Here is a 16009-nt window from a genome sequence, read left to right on the forward strand (position 1 = left end):
TCAATATCTGTAAATAAAAACCAATGTAATTTCAAGTATTTACAATCAGCTTCTTATCCGCTACAATAAAATTATAAAAAATATATAAATAAATTTCTATGAAACAATACATAATCAAAGGCGGGAAAAAACTATCCGGTGAAATTAAAGTCAAAGGCGCTAAAAATTCAGCTTTAAAAATTATAGCAGCGACTATTCTGACTAAAGGTAAAAATAAAATAAGCAATGTTCCAATTATCAATGATATTGAAAAAATGATTGAGATTATCAAAAATTTGGGCGCGAATATTAAAAAAAATCCACAAGAAGATTTTATTATAAACACTGATAATATATCAAAAACAGAAATAGACGAAAAAATGGGAAGAGATTTGCGAGCTTCTATTATTTTAGCCGGACCTTTATTGTCCCGCTTTAAAGAAGTAACAATCCCCTATCCCGGAGGATGTCTAATTGGAAAACGACCGATTGATATTTTTATTAACGGCTTGCAAGCATTAGGCGCTAATTGCGAACAAAAAAATAATAAATATTATTTTACGACAAAACAACTGCGCGGAGCTGTTTTTATTTTTCCAAAAATCAGTGTTACTGCTACAGAAACAATGATAATGGCGGCGTCAATGGCAAAAGGAACAACTGTTTTAAAAAATTCCGCTCAAGAGCCAGAAATTATTGAACTTTCAAAATATTTAAACAAATGCGGAGCTAAAATCAAAAATGCCGGGACAAGCATTATTACGATAGAAGGCGTAAAAAACTTGTCAGCTTGCGACACAAAAATTATGCCTGACAGAATTGAAGCAGGAACTTTTATTATAATGGGGCTTTTAACTAAAAGCGCGATAAAAATTTCTGATTGCGCTCCTGAACATTTAGAATCTTTTTTGCTAATGATTAAAAAAACTGGTGGAAAATTAGAAATAGGTAAAAATTTTATTGAAATTATTCCTACAAAAAATTTCAATCCTGTTAATATTATCACGCATGAATATCCTGGATTTCCAACTGACTTACAAGCTCCGTTTACTTTATTAATGACACAAGCTAATGGAAACAGTCTGATTCATGATCCGATTTTTGAAGGCCGACTTTTTTTTACTGACAAATTAAATCAAATGGGGGCTGATATTATTATGTGCGATCCTCACCGCGTGATTGTTAAAGGACCAACTCAACTTTTTGGAAAAAATGTTGACAGCCCTGATCTACGCGCTGGAATTACTTTAGTTTTAGCAGGCTTAATAGCGCGAGGAACAACAACAATTGGAAATGTTTATCAAATTGAACGAGGATATGAAAATATTATTCAAAGATTAAAAAATTTAGGCGCTGATATTTATGAAAAATAGGAAAAAAACCAAAAAAATAAAGCTTCATAAACTTGCTCCAATAATTCTTCCTAATCTTTCTATGAAGCGAAATCCGCCGAAGCAGAACTTTAAAAATACTCATACACTTACTCGCGTCTGCGGTGTTCTGCGTAGACGGATAAAAGTCGGAAATGTTTATATCGGAGGAAACGCGCCAATTTCTATTCAATCAATGACAAATACTGACACAGCAAATCTTAAAAAAACAGTTTCTCAAATTAAAAAACTTGAAAAAGCAGGCTGTGAAATCATAAGAGTCGCTGTTCCAAATATGGCGGCGGCTAAAAAATTAAAAAAAATAAAATCGCAAATAAATATTCCTCTCGTAGCTGACATACATTTTTCGCATCAGCTGGCTTTAGAATCCATTAAACAAGGCGTTGACAAACTGCGACTTAATCCAGGAAATATAAATTCATTAAAAAAAATAGCTGAAGTCGCAAATTCAGCAAAAAAGAAAAAAATTCCTATCCGAATAGGCGTTAACGCTGGATCTTTAGAAAAAGACATACTTAAAAAATATAAAAACAAAGCTACCAGTCAAGGAATGGTTGAGTCGGCTTTAAGGCATATTAGAATATTAGAAAAGCTGAATTTTACTGACATTGCTATTTCATTAAAAGCGTCTGATATTAAAAGGACTGTTGAGGCTTACAAATTGCTTAGCAAAAAAGTTGATTATCCGCTTCACATCGGAATTACAGAAGCTGGCACTAAATTTCGCGGAACAATAATGTCGGCAATCGGAATTGGGTATCTATTATATGAAGGAATTGGCGACACAATCCGCGTTTCTTTGACTGCTGATCCTGTTAAAGAAATAAAAGTCGCGCGCGAAATTTTAAAATCTTTGAATTTACGACAAGAAGGCCCGACAATAACCAGCTGTCCCACTTGCGGACGGACAGAAATTAATTTAATTGGGCTGACTAAAAAAGTTGAACAGTTAGTATCAGGATATGAAAAACCAATACACATCGCTGTAATGGGTTGTGTTGTGAACGGGCCAGGTGAATCTCGCGAAGCTGATCTCGCAATTATCGGCGGGAAAAAAGTCGGTTTAATTTGCAAAAAAGGAAAAATAATAAAAAAAGTTGAAGAAAAAAATCTGCTTAAGGAATTTTTAAAAGAACTTAAAAAAGTATGAAGATAACGATCAGCAAATTCGCTGGATTTTGTCAAGGCGCGAAAAGAGCCTACGACATCAGCATAAACAGCGCGAAAAAAAATAACAAAAATCTGTATATTTTAGGAGACCTGTTGCATAACAAACATGTGTCTGATAAAATAAAATCTCTTGGAATTAAAAAAATAGAATCAACAAACAAAATCAAAAAAGGATCAATAATTATCAGCGCGCACGGGGTTTCAAAAAGTATTATTCAAGAAGCAGAAAAAAAAGCGTTAAATATAATCAACACAACTTGTCCAAAAGTCATAAAAGTTCAGCAGATTGTAAAAAAATATTATCTTGATAATATTTTTATTTTTATTTTTGGAGATAAAAACCATAAAGAAGTAAGAGGCATAAACGGATGGTGCGATAACAACGCCACTATAATTTCAGATATTAAGGAAATAAAAAATATTGATTTTTCAAAAATTAAAAATGCCGTTATTGTAAGCCAAACAACGCAGGAATTAAAAAAATTTTTGCAAATAGTAAAATTTTTGCGAAAAAAAATAAAAAATTTAAAAATATTTAACACAATCTGCGATGCAACAAAGAATAGACAGGAAGAAGCTAAAAAAATCTCAGCTGAAAATGATGCTATCATTGTTATTGGCGGAAAAAAAAGCGCTAATTCCAAAAAACTTTTTAAAATAGCAAAAGAGAATAACAAAAATGTATTTTTTGTTAATAGCGCAAGTGAAATTAATTTAAAAAATTTTTCTGATTTTAAAAAAATAGGAATAACAGCCGGAGCTTCAACTCCTGACTGTATAATAAAAAATGTTTGCAAAAAATTAAAAACTTTAAAAACCCTATAAGCTAAAAGCTAACGAAGCCCTGCCTGCCGGCAGGCAGGTAAAAACTAAATCAAAATATGACAATTAAAATACGAAGAATAATTTACATCACATTTATTATAATTTTCATTATCCTATCAACAGCGGCTATTTTTTACACATCAGGATATCGCTATGATTTTAAAAAAGAAAAAGTAGAAAAAAAAGGCGGAATGATTTTAGAATTCAAGCCAAAAGAAGTAAAAATTTATATCAATAACGAATTTAAACAAAAAACAAATTTCTTAGCAGATTCATTTAAAATAACGAATTTACTACCTGGAGAATATTTAATTAAAATTGAAAAAGATGATTATCATTACTGGGAGAAAAAAATAAAAATAGAAAGTGAAAAAATAAATTTTGTAAAAAATATTGTTTTATTCAAAAAACAAAATTTGCCAAAAATAATATTTGATAAAGAAAATATTGAAATTTTTCAAATTCCAAACAAAAATAAACTGCTAATACGACAAATTGACAATAATCTTTCCATCTTTAAAATATACAATGAAAAAACAAAACAAATTTTAGATGTTCCAAACCTAAAAATTAATGATATTGAAAACATAAAATTAAAATTCTCATTAAATGGGAATAAAATTCTGCTTTTTGGAAATTATAAAAATTATATTTATGATTTTAATCAGCAGAAATTATTTAGTTTAGAAACAAAAATATCCAAAAATATAAAAATAAAAAATCCCCGCTGGGATCAACATAATAAAAATATTATTTTTTTTCTAAATCAAGACAGGGAAATTTTTATGTTAAATCTTGTTAATTATGATTTTAAAAAAATATTTTCCTTAAATAAAAAAGAAAAATCTGTAATAATAAATGATTTTTATGTTAATAAAGATGAAATTTATTTAATAACTAAAAATTCTTTAATTAAAACAGACAAACAAAATTCTTATAAACAAATATTACTGACTAATATCTCCACTGAATCTAAATTTAAGCCATGCCCTAAACAATATATAACCTTGATAGACAAGATAGAAAACAATTTAATAATATTTGATAAAGAAAAAGAAAAAATTGTTGTCCAAGATAACGCAAAAAATATTTTATGGAGCGAAAAATTGGATGATAACTGTTATTTAATAGCTTACAATAATGATTTTGAAATTTATACTTCAAACCTTGAATTAAACAAAAAAGAACTTATTATTCGTCACAGCGAACCGATCAGCCAAATTGCGTGGCATCCTGATTACGCGCATCTATTTTTTACTCATGACAATTCCATAAATATTGTTGAAACTTGCGAAAATATTGAAAAAAATTCAAATCTTTTATTTGAAAACAAAAATATTAAAAATATAATGATTAATAATAACAAAGATAAAATTTACTTTAGAGGAAGCATTGGGTCTCAAAAAGGTCTTTTTGAACTTGATATTTAAACATAATGCGAATCCGCAAATTAAAATGCGAATGCCACGAATATAATATAATGCGAATAATGTAAATTATTATTTATTATTCGCGTTATATTTGATTTGCAGAATTAGTGTATAATTCGCGAATTCGCATTATATCTCCAAATTCTTTAAATATTTTTTAAACTCGTCTTTTACTTCTTCATGTTTAAAAGCAAAATTGACATTAGCTTTCAAATATTCCAATTTATTTCCAGTGTCATAATAATCGCCTTCATAATGATAAGCGTAAACATCCCCTTTTTCCAACAAATCTTTTATTCCGTCGTTAATATAATATTCCCCGCCCTTGCCTGGTTTTAATTTTTCTAAAATAGGAAAAATTTGGGGGGTAAGTATATATCTCATCCCTGCGATAAATAAACCCTGCGGAGAAACTTTTTCTCCTTTTTTAATGTCTGGCTTTTCTATTGAATCTTCTACTTTATAGATTCTTTTCCCTATTTTTTTCCCATAAATATTTCCATATCTTGTTAAAAAACGATTTTCTGTTTTCTGCACTCCAACAATTGGACACTTATATTTATTATATATTTCTAAAAGTTGTTTTGTCGCCGGTATCTTGCTGTCAATCACGCTGTCCGCGTCAGAAAAAACAAACGGCTCGTTCCCAACAAATGCTTTAGCACATAATAAAGCATGAGCAGTGCCTAAAGGCGCTTGCTGTCTTACATAAGCAATATTTACCTTGCTTGGAATAGTCGTAATTTTTTCTAATAATTTTTCTTTGCCTCCTCTTTTCAAAGTATGCTCAAGCTCAAATAATCTATCAAAATGATTTTCAATAGAAATTTTGTATTTATTAACAACCAGAATTATATTTGTAATTCCGCTATTAATCATTTCCTCAACAATATATTCTAAAACAGGCTTATCAACGATCGGCATTAATTCTTTTGCCTGAACTTTTGTAACTGGCAAAAAACGAGTTCCAAAACCAGCAGCGATAATAACCGCTTTTTTAATTTTCATAAAATTTTTTTAAGCTTATTATAATTTATATTAAATTTAAGTTAACATAAAATTTGTAAATTTGCCGGAAATAGATAATCAAATCTTTTTTCTTGGATTTTTGTCAAAAAAATGTTTTACCCTGTATTTTATGGAATCTTTTAAATGCTGGCGCAACACACCGCTTTTAAAAAACTGATTAAAACCGCCCGCGCTGGATCTTTTTCCATCAGCGCAAACTTCTGTTTTTGAAAAATAAACAACCCTATAATTATTTTCCCACGCCTGAAAACAAATTTCAACATCAGACATAAACAAAAAATAATCCTCGCATAATCCATTAACTTTATCCCATAATTTCTTGCGGATAACAACGCAAGACGACTGTAGCCAATCAACATCTTGAATTTTATTATAATCAAGATGTTGCATTTCATCATATTTTACTTTGCTTTTTAATATCGGCAAATAACGCAAAAAAGTCCTTCGCGCGACTTGCAAATAAATTTTTGGGAAAGCTCTGATTGTCATCTCGACTTTTCCGCTTCTGTTTATTTGTTTTGGACCCAAAATTCCAATATCTTGATTATTATCCATATAATTTATCAACTTAGCAAAAATATTTTTCTTTTTCCATAAAATATCAGGATTAACTATAAGAATGTAATCTCCATCAATTTCATTTTTAACATCATTATGCGCTTTAGGATAACCGCTATTTTTTTTATTAATTTTTATTTTAATATTTTTATATTTTTCTAATTGCTTTAAAATATCAGCGTTTTTTTTATTACAAGAATTATCAATAATAATATTTTTAAAATTAAAATCAACTTTTTGCTCTAAAAGAGATTCCATATTTTCAAGAACTTGCGGCGCTTTTAAAAAATCAAGAATAATAATTGTGGCTTTAAAATTCATAAAGCTTTAATCTTTATTATATAAATCTTTTTACTGCTTTCCAATATAAATTAAAAATCGGATTCGCGATATATTTTAAAACAGGATTTTCTATCTGTTGAAAATCAATAACTCCAACCATTCCTTTTATTATTTTTCTGTCATTTATTTTTTTTAAATTTTGAACAAATTTTCTCTTTTTATAAATCAAAAAAATATTTTTAGGATTTAAAAAATAATAATAAACTTTTAATTTGGTCAAAAACCATTTATTTAAAATAGAGTAAGGAAGCATTCCAATTTCCATAAACAGCCATGCCGGAAAAATAATAAGCAATGTTTTAATTTCAAAAAATTCCAATAAAAAACGCAAACGATTCCTTTCCATGTAATAAATTTGCATAATCGCGCGCCCAAATTCGTGCTTATGGTAAATTATTGATTTTGGCGCCAAAACAAGGCGATATCCCATCAGCTTAATTTTAAAGCTTAATTCAATATCATCATGATACATAAAATAAGATTCGTCGCACATACCTGCTTTCAAAAATAATTTTTTTGATATTAAAAGCCCTGCTCCCGCTGCTGATATTATGTCAATAATCTTATCTCCAGTGTCATCTTTTTTACCGTCGCCAGCGCAATATCCAAAGCCAAGAAAAGTTATGCTATTCCCTTTTGAATTAAGCATATATTCTTCATTCACTGGCGGATGAAGCAATATTTTTGACTGAACAATACCAATTTTTTCGTCGCTTTCATATGCTTTAACAGCTTCTGTCAAAAAATCAAAATGAAATTCCGTATCCATATTCACAAAGAAAAAATAATCGTCAAATTCGTCTTCAATCGCTTTTCGCGCGCCAACATTATTCGCGTGCCCCCATCCATTGCCTTTTGATGGAACAATAACTGCTTCAGGCGCCAATTTTTTACACAAATTTATTGTTTCTGGGGTTGTAACATTATCAACAACATAAACGCGATAATTTTCTTTTGGGTAATTTAATTCAGTTAAACTCTCATATGACTTTTTTAAAAACCGTTTCGCATAATATTTATAATTTATCATTATTATTGCTATTTTTTTGTCCATATTTTATGTTTTTGCTTTGCTTTTAAAATTTAATTTATCTCCAATAAATAAAATAAAAATTCCAATATGCCAAGCTGATTTTAAAACCCAGCGCTGCCAGCCAGGATGCCATTTTTTAAAATATTTTAACATACTGTCGCGAAAATATTTCTGCGTTATTCCTCTTTCAACCTGCGCGAAGCTTTTGCCAACATAATCAACGCAACTGGCAACAGGAGTGTACATAACTTTCCAGCCAGCGTTTTTAACTTGTTTGCAAAAATCAACTTCTTCAAACCAAATAAAATATCTTTCATCTAATCCTTTTAATTTTTCTATGACTTCTTTGCGAATCATAAAAAAAGACCCGCGGACAGAATCAACTTCAGCTTCTTTGCTGTAATCAAAATTTTTCATTAAATATTTGTTCAAAATATTTGGAAAAATGTGCGGTAATTTTAAAACAATCACGAGCTGGTCAAGCAAAGTTGGATAAAAGCGAGTATGAAAAATTGTTTCATTATTTTTTTTAATCAAATGGCAAGCTGAAATTCCAACTTTTTGATTTTTATCCATCCATCTTACCATTTTTTCCAAAGTTCCGTCCAAAACTCTCATATCAGGATTAAGCAATAAAATATATCTTCCGCTTGATTTTTTAATTCCCTGATTATTCGCTTTCGCAAATCCAGCGTTATAATCATTAACAATTAAATTTACTCGCGGAAATTCTTTTCTGATCATATCAGCGGTGCCGTCTTTGGAATCATTGTCAACAGCAAAAATTTCAAAGCTGATATTTTGAGTATTTTTATAAATTGCTTTAAAATTTTCTCTTACTAAATTCTTAACATTCCACGGGACTGTAATTATTGATAAATCCATACATTTTAATCTTTCATTAATTTTTCTATGTGAGTTTTTATTTTAACTCTTTTCTTAACCTGATCTTTTCGCTTCATGATATGTTTTCTTAATTTAAATAACTTCAGCCATTGTTTTATCAAAGAAGGCTCAATAAATAAAATATAAAGGTTGCTTTTTATTTCATACAAAAAAGTTTTGATTTTAGTGTCATTGGATAAATCTTTATCAAGCAATTTTTGCAAAATAATATGATGATTCAGCCATGACCATTCTTTGTACTTTTTGCCTCTTCCAATTCTTCCTTTAATTATTCCAATAATTCCTTTGCCTTTTGCTTCAACGCTTCTGTCATGATAAATAACGGCATTTGGAGTATAAACGCATTTATATCCCGCAAGCTGCAATCTATAAGCCAAATCAACATCTTCTTTATACATAAACATTAACTCGTCAAAATATTCTTTTCTTTTATTTTCATCAATAAAAGCAATATCGCTTAAGGATGACATGCAAAAAATAACAGCCGCGCCAGACGCTCCAAAAATTTCTTCCTCTGTGTCAAATTGTCCATAATCAATTTCTCCTTGCCCGCGATTAATAAAACGATGCTCTTTTGTAATTAATATGCCAGCTGTGTCAATAAAATTTGTTTTACCTTGGCTACTATTTTCACGCTCAGTAAAATTCCATCTTTTAATTTTGCAAGTCGCTGAAGCAACTTGAGGCGTTTTCATAACAGCGTTTACTAATTCAGAAACAACATTAGGCTCGTAAATCATATCAAGATTGGTTGCCAAAAAATAATCAGCTTTTAATTCAAAAGCTTTTTTTATCATTATATTGTTTGCTTTCGCAAATCCTGTATTTTCCCCTGTCCTAATAACTACTGCTTCCGGATAAAATTCTTTTATGTATTTTATATTATCATTTTCTTCTAAGTCGCTGTTATCTACAAAAACCAACTGAAAATTTTTATAGTCCTGTTTTCTTATGCTTTTTAAAAAACATGGCAAATATTTGGAAGTAGTATAGCTTTTGTCTTTATTGTCGTATAAAATACTTCCCGCGACAACTTTTGGGGCGTTTTTTTGCTCAAATTTTAAAGTTTCCATAGGCTTATCTATGCTTTTTAATTTATAAGCTGCCTCAACTAAACTATTATGCGTTCCAGTGTCAAACCAAAAACCTTTTATAAATCCCGCTTTCATTGATTTATTTTTAATATAAATATTATTTAAATCCGTTATTTCTAATTCTCCGCGAGCTGACGGCTTTAAAGTTTTTATATATTTAAAAGCTTTATTGTCATAAATATAAACTCCAACAACGCACCAGTTTGTTTTTGGATTTTCTGGTTTTTCCTCAATATCAATAACTTTGTCATTATCTAATTCAGCTATTCCAAATCTTTTTGGATCTTTAACTTTTTTTAAGAAAACCTTGGCTCCGCTTTCAAATTCCTGAATATCTTTAATAATATTATCTTCAATAATATTATCTCCAAATATAACAATAAAATTATCGTCTCCAACAAAATTTTCAGCCAAGCCAACAGCATAAGCAAGCCCTCCAGCGTGATCCTGCACTTTAAAGGTAAAATTCGCGTTAAATTCTTTTCCAGAACCAAGCAATTTTGCAAAATCTCCCGCGTTGTCTTTTCCAGGCAAAATCAAAATATCTGAAATTCCAGCTTTTAATAAAGTCTGAATCGGATAATAAATCATTGGCTGGTTATAAACTGGCAAAAGATGCTTATTTGTCACTTTTGTGTTTGGATAAAGGCGGGTTGCTGTCCCACCGGCAAGTATTACTCCTTTTATCTTTTTAATCATAAATTTTACAAAATTTATTATTTATTTTATCCTGTTTCAAAATCATTATTATCATTATAATATACTGTTCTAAATATTTTTTCAATGCTTTTATTTTAAATTACAAAATAACTATTGACAAAATAAATAAATCTGATATACTCATAAAAATGCCTAAAATTATTATGAATATAGAAAATAAAAAAAATATCAAAATCAAAAAAGGCGCTATCAACGCCAAGGTATTCTATTTTTCAAAAACAAAAATTAGATAATAAAATCCCCTATCAAGGGGATATTTTTTTGCTCATTTTAAAAAAAGGAGATGGAAAATGTCAAAAATCGTAATGTTAAAAAATGGTAAAGGCGTCAATGTCAGAGCTCGATGCGCAAACTCAAAATGCGGATTGCTATTACTTGGAAATACTGACGATTTTATTCCCAGCAAAGATGAAGAAACTATTCGTCCAGAAATGATTTCCAAGCAAGCTGACCTGTTAAGCATACCTCAAATAATATGCATCCACTGCCGATAATCAGACAAATTTATTAAATTTAAGGGTGGGGGTAATGGGATTTATTAAAAGAATAGATTGTCCTTTGATGAAAGATTACGATGCCATGAAAGGAAAAAAAGATATAAGATTGTGCGATGATTACCATTGGACAATCAGAAAATTTTTTCCTGAAAATTTTAAATGTTGGAATGGCAATAAATGCATAATAATGCAATTGACTAAAGATTCGCCTGGATATAAATTTATGTGCGAGTTTAGAGAAAATTGCATCTATGGAGATTATTGTCCAGGACATAATGGATGTATCTGCACTTTTAGAGACGAAATACTTCCTGAAAAAGAAGAAAAAGGGGAAATAAGTATTATTCCTCCTTCTCTGACAAATAAATTAACAGAATTATTTGCCTAATAAATAATAACATAAAAAAACAAGGGCCGTTTTTAGCGCGCCCTTTATTCTTTTAAAAATTTTTTTACTAATTTTTCTGCTTGATTATAATTTTTTATCCATTTAACTTTCTTATCTCTCTTAAACCAAGTCATTTGCCGTTTAGCGAATTTTTTAATATCCCTTAAAATAAATTCTTGCGTTTCTTCATAGCTGATTTTGTTTCGCAAATAATAACTAATCCATTTATATTCCAAGCCAAACTCTTCCAGTCTTTTCCAGCTCACGCCATTTTTTCGCAAATTTTTTATTTCTCCTATTAAATCTTCTTTTCCCAGCCATTTTTTTAATCTCTTATCTATTTTATCGGCTAAAATTTCATTTGGAAAAGTCAATCCTAAAATTAACACATCATATTTTGGCTTGTTTTTTTTAAAAATTTTATCAAAAGGCATTTTCTTTTTTTCCATTAATTCAATATATCTTATAATCCTTCGTTTATTGTTTTGTAAAATATTATTAAATAATTTTATATCTACTTGCCTATCAACCGAAACTTTGGCGTAGGCCGAAAATTTTTTATTTATTATTTTAAATTTTTCAATTAAATCATTGATATTTAACATCTCTAATTTTTTTCTTAATTCTATATTCGGTTTCGCGTCAAACAAATTATAATTATCAACTATTGATTGAATATAAAGTCCTGTGCCTCCAACTAAAAACGGCTGTTTTTTGCGCGACAAAATATTATCAATCGCTTGAAAAGCCATTTTCTGATACTGGGCTAAATCAAATCTTTTTTTAGGACTTACAATATCAATCAAATGATATTTTATAGCTTTTAGCTTATAACTTTTAGCTTTTAGTGATATTTGATATTCTTTTAAGTCTTTGCCTGTCCCAATATCCATACCTTTATAAACCTGGCGGGAATCAGCGCTTACAATTTCTCCATTAAATTTTAAACATAGCTTAACGCCCAGCCTTGTCTTGCCAGAAGCTGTCGGTCCTAAAATAACAATAATTTTATTCTTTTCTCTTAACATATTTTTTATTTATGTTAAAACCCCCTTGCCCTCCCCTTATCAGGGGAAGAACTATAATTTTATTAAATCATTTATTACTCGCCATCGTCTTTTTTTCTCGCTCCAAATAATGTCGTCTGGATATTTTTTAAAAGCCAAAGTTTTAAAACGTGGGGAATATTTATTTATATAAACAATTTCAAATTTGACTTTTTTTATAACATCAACTGTTTTTTGAAATTGCTTTTCTGTTTCTCCTGGAAATCCAACAATAACATCAGTTGAAAATTTAATTTCAGAAATTTTTTTCCTGATTTTTTTAATTAGATTCAGATAATTTGTTCGCGTATAACAACGATTCATTTTTTTTAAAATCTTATTATCCCCTGACTGAAAAGGAAGATGAATATGTTTTACAACTTTATCACATTTCGCTATCGCATCAATTAAATCATCGTTCATATCTTTTGGATGATTTGTCAAAAAACTAATCCTAAAATCCCCTTTAAGACTGTTTATTATTTTCAACAAATCAGAAAAATTAATCATTGAAGAATTTAAAAATTGAAAATTGTTTGGACCCCGCAATAATCTACGGGAGAAAATTGAAAATTTTGAGTGGTAGCTATTAACATTCTGCCCAAGCAAAACAATCTCTTTATACCCATTTTTTACTAACGCTTTTATTTCTTCTACAATATCTTCAACAGGACGCGAATATTCTTTTCCGCGCGTGTAAGGCACAATACAATAAGAACAAAAATTATTACACCCTGTCATAATTGGAACAAAAGCTCTATTTTGGAATCTGTGTTTTGATTTTATTTTTAAATAAGAAAAATCAAAATTTTCGTCTCTTGCCTGCTTGAATTTTTTATTCTTAAATTTATTTTTTAATAAAAAATCTTTTAATTTTTTTATTTCCCTAATATCAAAAATCAGATCAGCTTTTTCAGCCAATTTTTTCTTGTCATTTACTAAAATACATCCTGTTAAAAAAATTTTCTGCTTTTTATTATTTTTTTTATTAAGCTGCCCAAAAACTCTGTCGACGGCTGTCTGCCGCACAGAACATAAATTAAAAATAATTAGATCAGCTTCTTCTATTTTAGAAACTTTTTTATTTTTCAAATCGTTCAAAACAGTTTCTATTTTTTCAGAATCACTCTCATTCATCTGGCATCCATAAGTTTTAATAAAATATTTCATATGTATCTAAATTTTACTCCACCCAACCTCCAACCACAAGGGGAGGAATTTATTTTTAAGGTTCTACCCCTATTTAGTGGGAGTTAGAGTGGGTATAAGATAAATTATGTTGTTATGAATTTTCTGCTCTTGATACTCGCGTCTAAACGATAAAGCAAAAATTTATCTATAATTTTTATACATTCAGATAAAATTTTTCTGTCTATTTTAATTTTAACAATTTCTGATAAATCATTTGTTAAAACAGCGCTTAATAATTTTATACTGTTATTGGAAATTTCTTTGCAATCAGCAATCTTGCTACTTTTAACGCAATCGTAGCAAATAATTCCACCTGCTTGCGCGCTAAAAAAATTAGCCCTGCCAAAATTAGCTTCTTTATGACATTTAAGGCAATAATAAAATTCAGGCTTATAACCTAAATAATCCAAAAATTTTAAAATAAAAAAATAACTTACCATGAACAAATTTTCTTTTTCTGCTTTTATTTCTGAATAACAAAATCTTGAATTAAGCAAATTTAAAAAATCCTTTATAAGAAAAAAAATTCTATTATCTTTTTTCCCTTCCTTGACAAAATAATCAACAATTTCTAAGCAATAAAATCCAAAATTTATTTTGTTTAAATCGCTTTTTAAGCAATAAAAATTTTTTTCAATAACAGCCCCCGCAATATGATCAAACTTCTTGCCTTTCGCGATCATTAGATCAACAGTCGCAAAATAATCCAAATGTCCGCCAAGTTTGCTTTTGACTTTTTTTACGCCCCTGGCAATCGCCTGGACCTTCCCAGTATCTTTTGTGTAGATAGAAAAAAAAATATCGCTCTCGCGAAAATCTTTTTTCCTCAAAATTACACCAATAGTGTTATATTGCATATTTTCTAAAATATTTTGTCTAAATATGCTTGCAATATAATTGAAGCAGCTACATCGTCTTTAATATTTTTTTGCTTTTTCTTTTTCTTTTCTAACAATAATTCTTCCGCTGTTTTAGTGCTTAATCTTTCATCTTGCTCAACAACTTTTATATTAAAATTATTTTTTAAAAAAATTATAAAATTTACTATTTCTTTAAATTGTTTGCTCTTTTTATTTCTGTCTGACATGCTATAAGGCAATCCAACTACCATTAAATTAATATTTTTCTCTTTAATAATTTTTTCCAATTCTTTTAAAACGAATTTTTTGCTGATATTTTTAATTATTTTATAAGGCAAAGAAATTTTCCCTTCAGAAAACCCAACAGCAATGCCAATTCTTTTTTCTCCATAATCAATTCCTAAAATTGTTTGAATATTTCTTCGCATAATCAAAAAATAGATTCTGAATAAATTTTTTCGCTATAGCTCAAAAATTTTCCAAAATGACAAGCAAATTTTAAATTGTTAAAATTTGATAACCGTTTTCAACAACAGCGATCGTATGCTCAAAATGCGCTGAAAGGCTTTTGTCAGCCGTAACAACAGCCCATTCATTTGGAAAAAATTTTACTTCATATCCGCCAATATTTACCATCGGCTCTATGGCAATAACCATTCCTTTTTTTAATTCTATTTTTCCAAAATGATTTTCAATATAATTAGGTATCATTGGCTCTTCATGCACTGCTTTGCCAACACCGTGCCCAGTCAAACTCCTTACAACGGAAAAATTATGTTGTTCAGCATAATTTTGTATAGCTCTTTCAATATCAACTATTTTATTTCCTGGTTTTATCTGTTTAATTCCTAATTCTAAAGATTTTTTAGTAACTTCAATTAATTTTTTTACTTGCTCTGGAATTTTTCCTATACCAACTGTTTTTGACATATCAGTATAAAGCCCATTATTAGCTGGATAACGCATCCCAATATCAAAATCAACAATATCTCCTTCAACTAATTTTATATCTCTTGTCCCATCGCCATGAACAACTTCTTCGTTAATGGAAATGCACATTGTTGAAGGAAAAGGAGGATCGCTTTTTTTCTGTTTATAATTCTTAAAAGACGGAACGCCATTATTTTGCAAAATCATTTTCTCAGCCATTTGATCCAAATCTCTAATATTCACTCCTGGTTTTGCTTTTTTAATAACTTGATCTAAAATATTTGCTAAAATTTTTCCGCCTTCGCGAATAATATTTATTTCGTTGTCTGTTTTAATAATTATCATATTATAAAATACTGAAATCTACATTTTTTAAATAAAAGAATAAGATAAATATTTTTATTTAATAAATTAATTTAATATTAGTTTAAACTATTTTTTTAATCTTGTCTACAAAATAAAAATATGAGATCAAATTTTATATTAATTTTAAAATTTTATCGCGCTTAAATATTCCTCTATTTCTTTTCTTAATAATTTTCTATCAACGCTATCATTCATATCTATTTTTTTATCAATTATTTTATACTCTTCTTCATCTAAAAACAATCTTTCTTTTG

The 16009-nt window shown here is 28.9% G+C and carries 15 protein-coding genes; 5 read left to right on the forward strand and 10 right to left on the reverse strand.

The annotated features are described in order from the left end of the window. The first annotated feature begins 98 nt into the window (after window positions 1-98). From murA to U9O55_03460, 4 genes are read left to right on the forward strand one after another with little or no spacing between them, the layout of a single operon-like run. Window positions 99-1352: a UDP-N-acetylglucosamine 1-carboxyvinyltransferase gene (gene murA, locus U9O55_03445; protein MEA2088865.1), complete on the forward strand. Its 1254-nt coding sequence runs from the start codon at window positions 99-101 to the stop codon at window positions 1350-1352. Further along, a complete protein-coding gene (gene ispG / locus U9O55_03450) occupies window positions 1342-2520 on the forward strand; it encodes a flavodoxin-dependent (E)-4-hydroxy-3-methylbut-2-enyl-diphosphate synthase (GenBank protein MEA2088866.1) in 1179 nt (392 codons plus the stop codon). Before murA ends, ispG begins: the two co-directional genes overlap by 11 nt. Further along, window positions 2517-3365, forward strand: coding sequence for a 4-hydroxy-3-methylbut-2-enyl diphosphate reductase (locus U9O55_03455; protein ID MEA2088867.1), 849 nt, complete (start codon window positions 2517-2519; stop codon window positions 3363-3365). Before ispG ends, U9O55_03455 begins: the two co-directional genes overlap by 4 nt. Before the next feature lie 56 nt (window positions 3366-3421). After that, window positions 3422-4795 carry a hypothetical protein gene (locus tag U9O55_03460; protein ID MEA2088868.1) on the forward strand — a complete coding sequence of 458 codons (1374 nt, stop codon included), beginning with the start codon at window positions 3422-3424 and terminating at the stop codon, window positions 4793-4795. A gap of 129 nt (window positions 4796-4924) precedes the next feature. On the opposite strand, the gene U9O55_03465 is transcribed toward U9O55_03460, so the two are convergent. The 5 genes from U9O55_03465 to U9O55_03485 all read right to left on the reverse strand — a co-directional run bounded on the left by U9O55_03465 (window position 4925) and on the right by U9O55_03485 (window position 10456). Further along, a complete protein-coding gene (locus U9O55_03465) occupies window positions 4925-5803 on the reverse strand; it encodes a UTP--glucose-1-phosphate uridylyltransferase (GenBank protein MEA2088869.1) in 879 nt (292 codons plus the stop codon). 78 nt (window positions 5804-5881) lie between these two features. Beyond that, a complete protein-coding gene (locus U9O55_03470; protein MEA2088870.1) occupies window positions 5882-6703 on the reverse strand; it encodes a glycosyltransferase in 822 nt (273 codons plus the stop codon). A 16-nt stretch (window positions 6704-6719) separates the two neighbouring features. Then, on the reverse strand, window positions 6720-7778 hold the full coding sequence (locus U9O55_03475) for a glycosyltransferase family 2 protein (protein MEA2088871.1): 1059 nt from the start codon (window positions 7776-7778) through the stop codon (window positions 6720-6722). Window positions 7779-7781: 3 nt separating this feature from the next. Next, window positions 7782-8642 carry a glycosyltransferase family 2 protein gene (locus tag U9O55_03480; GenBank protein MEA2088872.1) on the reverse strand — a complete coding sequence of 287 codons (861 nt, stop codon included), beginning with the start codon at window positions 8640-8642 and terminating at the stop codon, window positions 7782-7784. Window positions 8643-8647: 5 nt separating this feature from the next. Further along, a complete protein-coding gene (locus U9O55_03485; protein ID MEA2088873.1) occupies window positions 8648-10456 on the reverse strand; it encodes a sugar phosphate nucleotidyltransferase in 1809 nt (602 codons plus the stop codon). Between the two features lie 549 nt (window positions 10457-11005). On the opposite strand from U9O55_03485, the gene U9O55_03490 reads away from it, so the two are divergent. Beyond that, complete coding sequence (locus tag U9O55_03490) at window positions 11006-11362, forward strand: hypothetical protein (protein MEA2088874.1); 357 nt, start codon at window positions 11006-11008, stop codon at window positions 11360-11362. A 44-nt stretch (window positions 11363-11406) separates the two neighbouring features. Here the strand turns inward: U9O55_03490 and miaA are convergent, their stop codons facing one another. From miaA to map, 5 genes are all read right to left on the reverse strand, one after another. After that, the gene (gene miaA, locus U9O55_03495) at window positions 11407-12390 is read right to left on the reverse strand and encodes a tRNA (adenosine(37)-N6)-dimethylallyltransferase MiaA (GenBank protein MEA2088875.1); all 984 of its coding nucleotides are present in this window, start codon (window positions 12388-12390) and stop codon (window positions 11407-11409) included. A gap of 51 nt (window positions 12391-12441) precedes the next feature. Beyond that, the gene (locus U9O55_03500) at window positions 12442-13578 is read right to left on the reverse strand and encodes a MiaB/RimO family radical SAM methylthiotransferase (GenBank protein ID MEA2088876.1); all 1137 of its coding nucleotides are present in this window, start codon (window positions 13576-13578) and stop codon (window positions 12442-12444) included. 104 nt (window positions 13579-13682) lie between these two features. Beyond that, window positions 13683-14456, reverse strand: coding sequence for a DNA repair protein RecO (recO, locus tag U9O55_03505; GenBank protein MEA2088877.1), 774 nt, complete (start codon window positions 14454-14456; stop codon window positions 13683-13685). Between the two features lie 5 nt (window positions 14457-14461). Next, a complete protein-coding gene (gene ruvX, locus U9O55_03510; protein ID MEA2088878.1) occupies window positions 14462-14887 on the reverse strand; it encodes a Holliday junction resolvase RuvX in 426 nt (141 codons plus the stop codon). Window positions 14888-14957: 70 nt separating this feature from the next. Then, entirely contained in the window at window positions 14958-15734 is a 777-nt protein-coding gene (gene map, locus U9O55_03515) for a type I methionyl aminopeptidase (protein ID MEA2088879.1), read from the reverse strand. Window positions 15735-16009: the final 275 nt, after the last annotated feature.

This window comes from Patescibacteria group bacterium, from assembly GCA_034660655.1.
Taxonomy (GTDB): domain Bacteria; phylum Patescibacteriota; class Patescibacteriia; order JAACEG01; family JAACEG01; genus JAACEG01.

Excerpts from the sequence above, each read along its gene's own strand:
- murA (MEA2088865.1), top strand. The coding sequence starts at position 99 with ATGAAACAATACATAATCAAAGGCGGGAAAAAACTATCCGGTGAAATT.
- ispG (MEA2088866.1), top strand. The coding sequence starts at position 1,342 with ATGAAAAATAGGAAAAAAACCAAAAAAATAAAGCTTCATAAACTTGCT.
- U9O55_03455 (MEA2088867.1), top strand. The coding sequence starts at position 2,517 with ATGAAGATAACGATCAGCAAATTCGCTGGATTTTGTCAAGGCGCGAAA.
- U9O55_03460 (MEA2088868.1), top strand. The coding sequence starts at position 3,422 with ATGACAATTAAAATACGAAGAATAATTTACATCACATTTATTATAATT.
- U9O55_03465 (MEA2088869.1), bottom strand. The coding sequence starts at position 5,803 with ATGAAAATTAAAAAAGCGGTTATTATCGCTGCTGGTTTTGGAACTCGT.
- U9O55_03470 (MEA2088870.1), bottom strand. The coding sequence starts at position 6,703 with ATGAATTTTAAAGCCACAATTATTATTCTTGATTTTTTAAAAGCGCCG.
- U9O55_03475 (MEA2088871.1), bottom strand. The coding sequence starts at position 7,778 with ATGGACAAAAAAATAGCAATAATAATGATAAATTATAAATATTATGCG.
- U9O55_03480 (MEA2088872.1), bottom strand. The coding sequence starts at position 8,642 with ATGGATTTATCAATAATTACAGTCCCGTGGAATGTTAAGAATTTAGTA.
- U9O55_03485 (MEA2088873.1), bottom strand. The coding sequence starts at position 10,456 with ATGATTAAAAAGATAAAAGGAGTAATACTTGCCGGTGGGACAGCAACC.
- U9O55_03490 (MEA2088874.1), top strand. The coding sequence starts at position 11,006 with ATGGGATTTATTAAAAGAATAGATTGTCCTTTGATGAAAGATTACGAT.
- miaA (MEA2088875.1), bottom strand. The coding sequence starts at position 12,390 with ATGTTAAGAGAAAAGAATAAAATTATTGTTATTTTAGGACCGACAGCT.
- U9O55_03500 (MEA2088876.1), bottom strand. The coding sequence starts at position 13,578 with ATGAAATATTTTATTAAAACTTATGGATGCCAGATGAATGAGAGTGAT.
- recO (MEA2088877.1), bottom strand. The coding sequence starts at position 14,456 with ATGCAATATAACACTATTGGTGTAATTTTGAGGAAAAAAGATTTTCGC.
- ruvX (MEA2088878.1), bottom strand. The coding sequence starts at position 14,887 with ATGCGAAGAAATATTCAAACAATTTTAGGAATTGATTATGGAGAAAAA.
- map (MEA2088879.1), bottom strand. The coding sequence starts at position 15,734 with ATGATAATTATTAAAACAGACAACGAAATAAATATTATTCGCGAAGGC.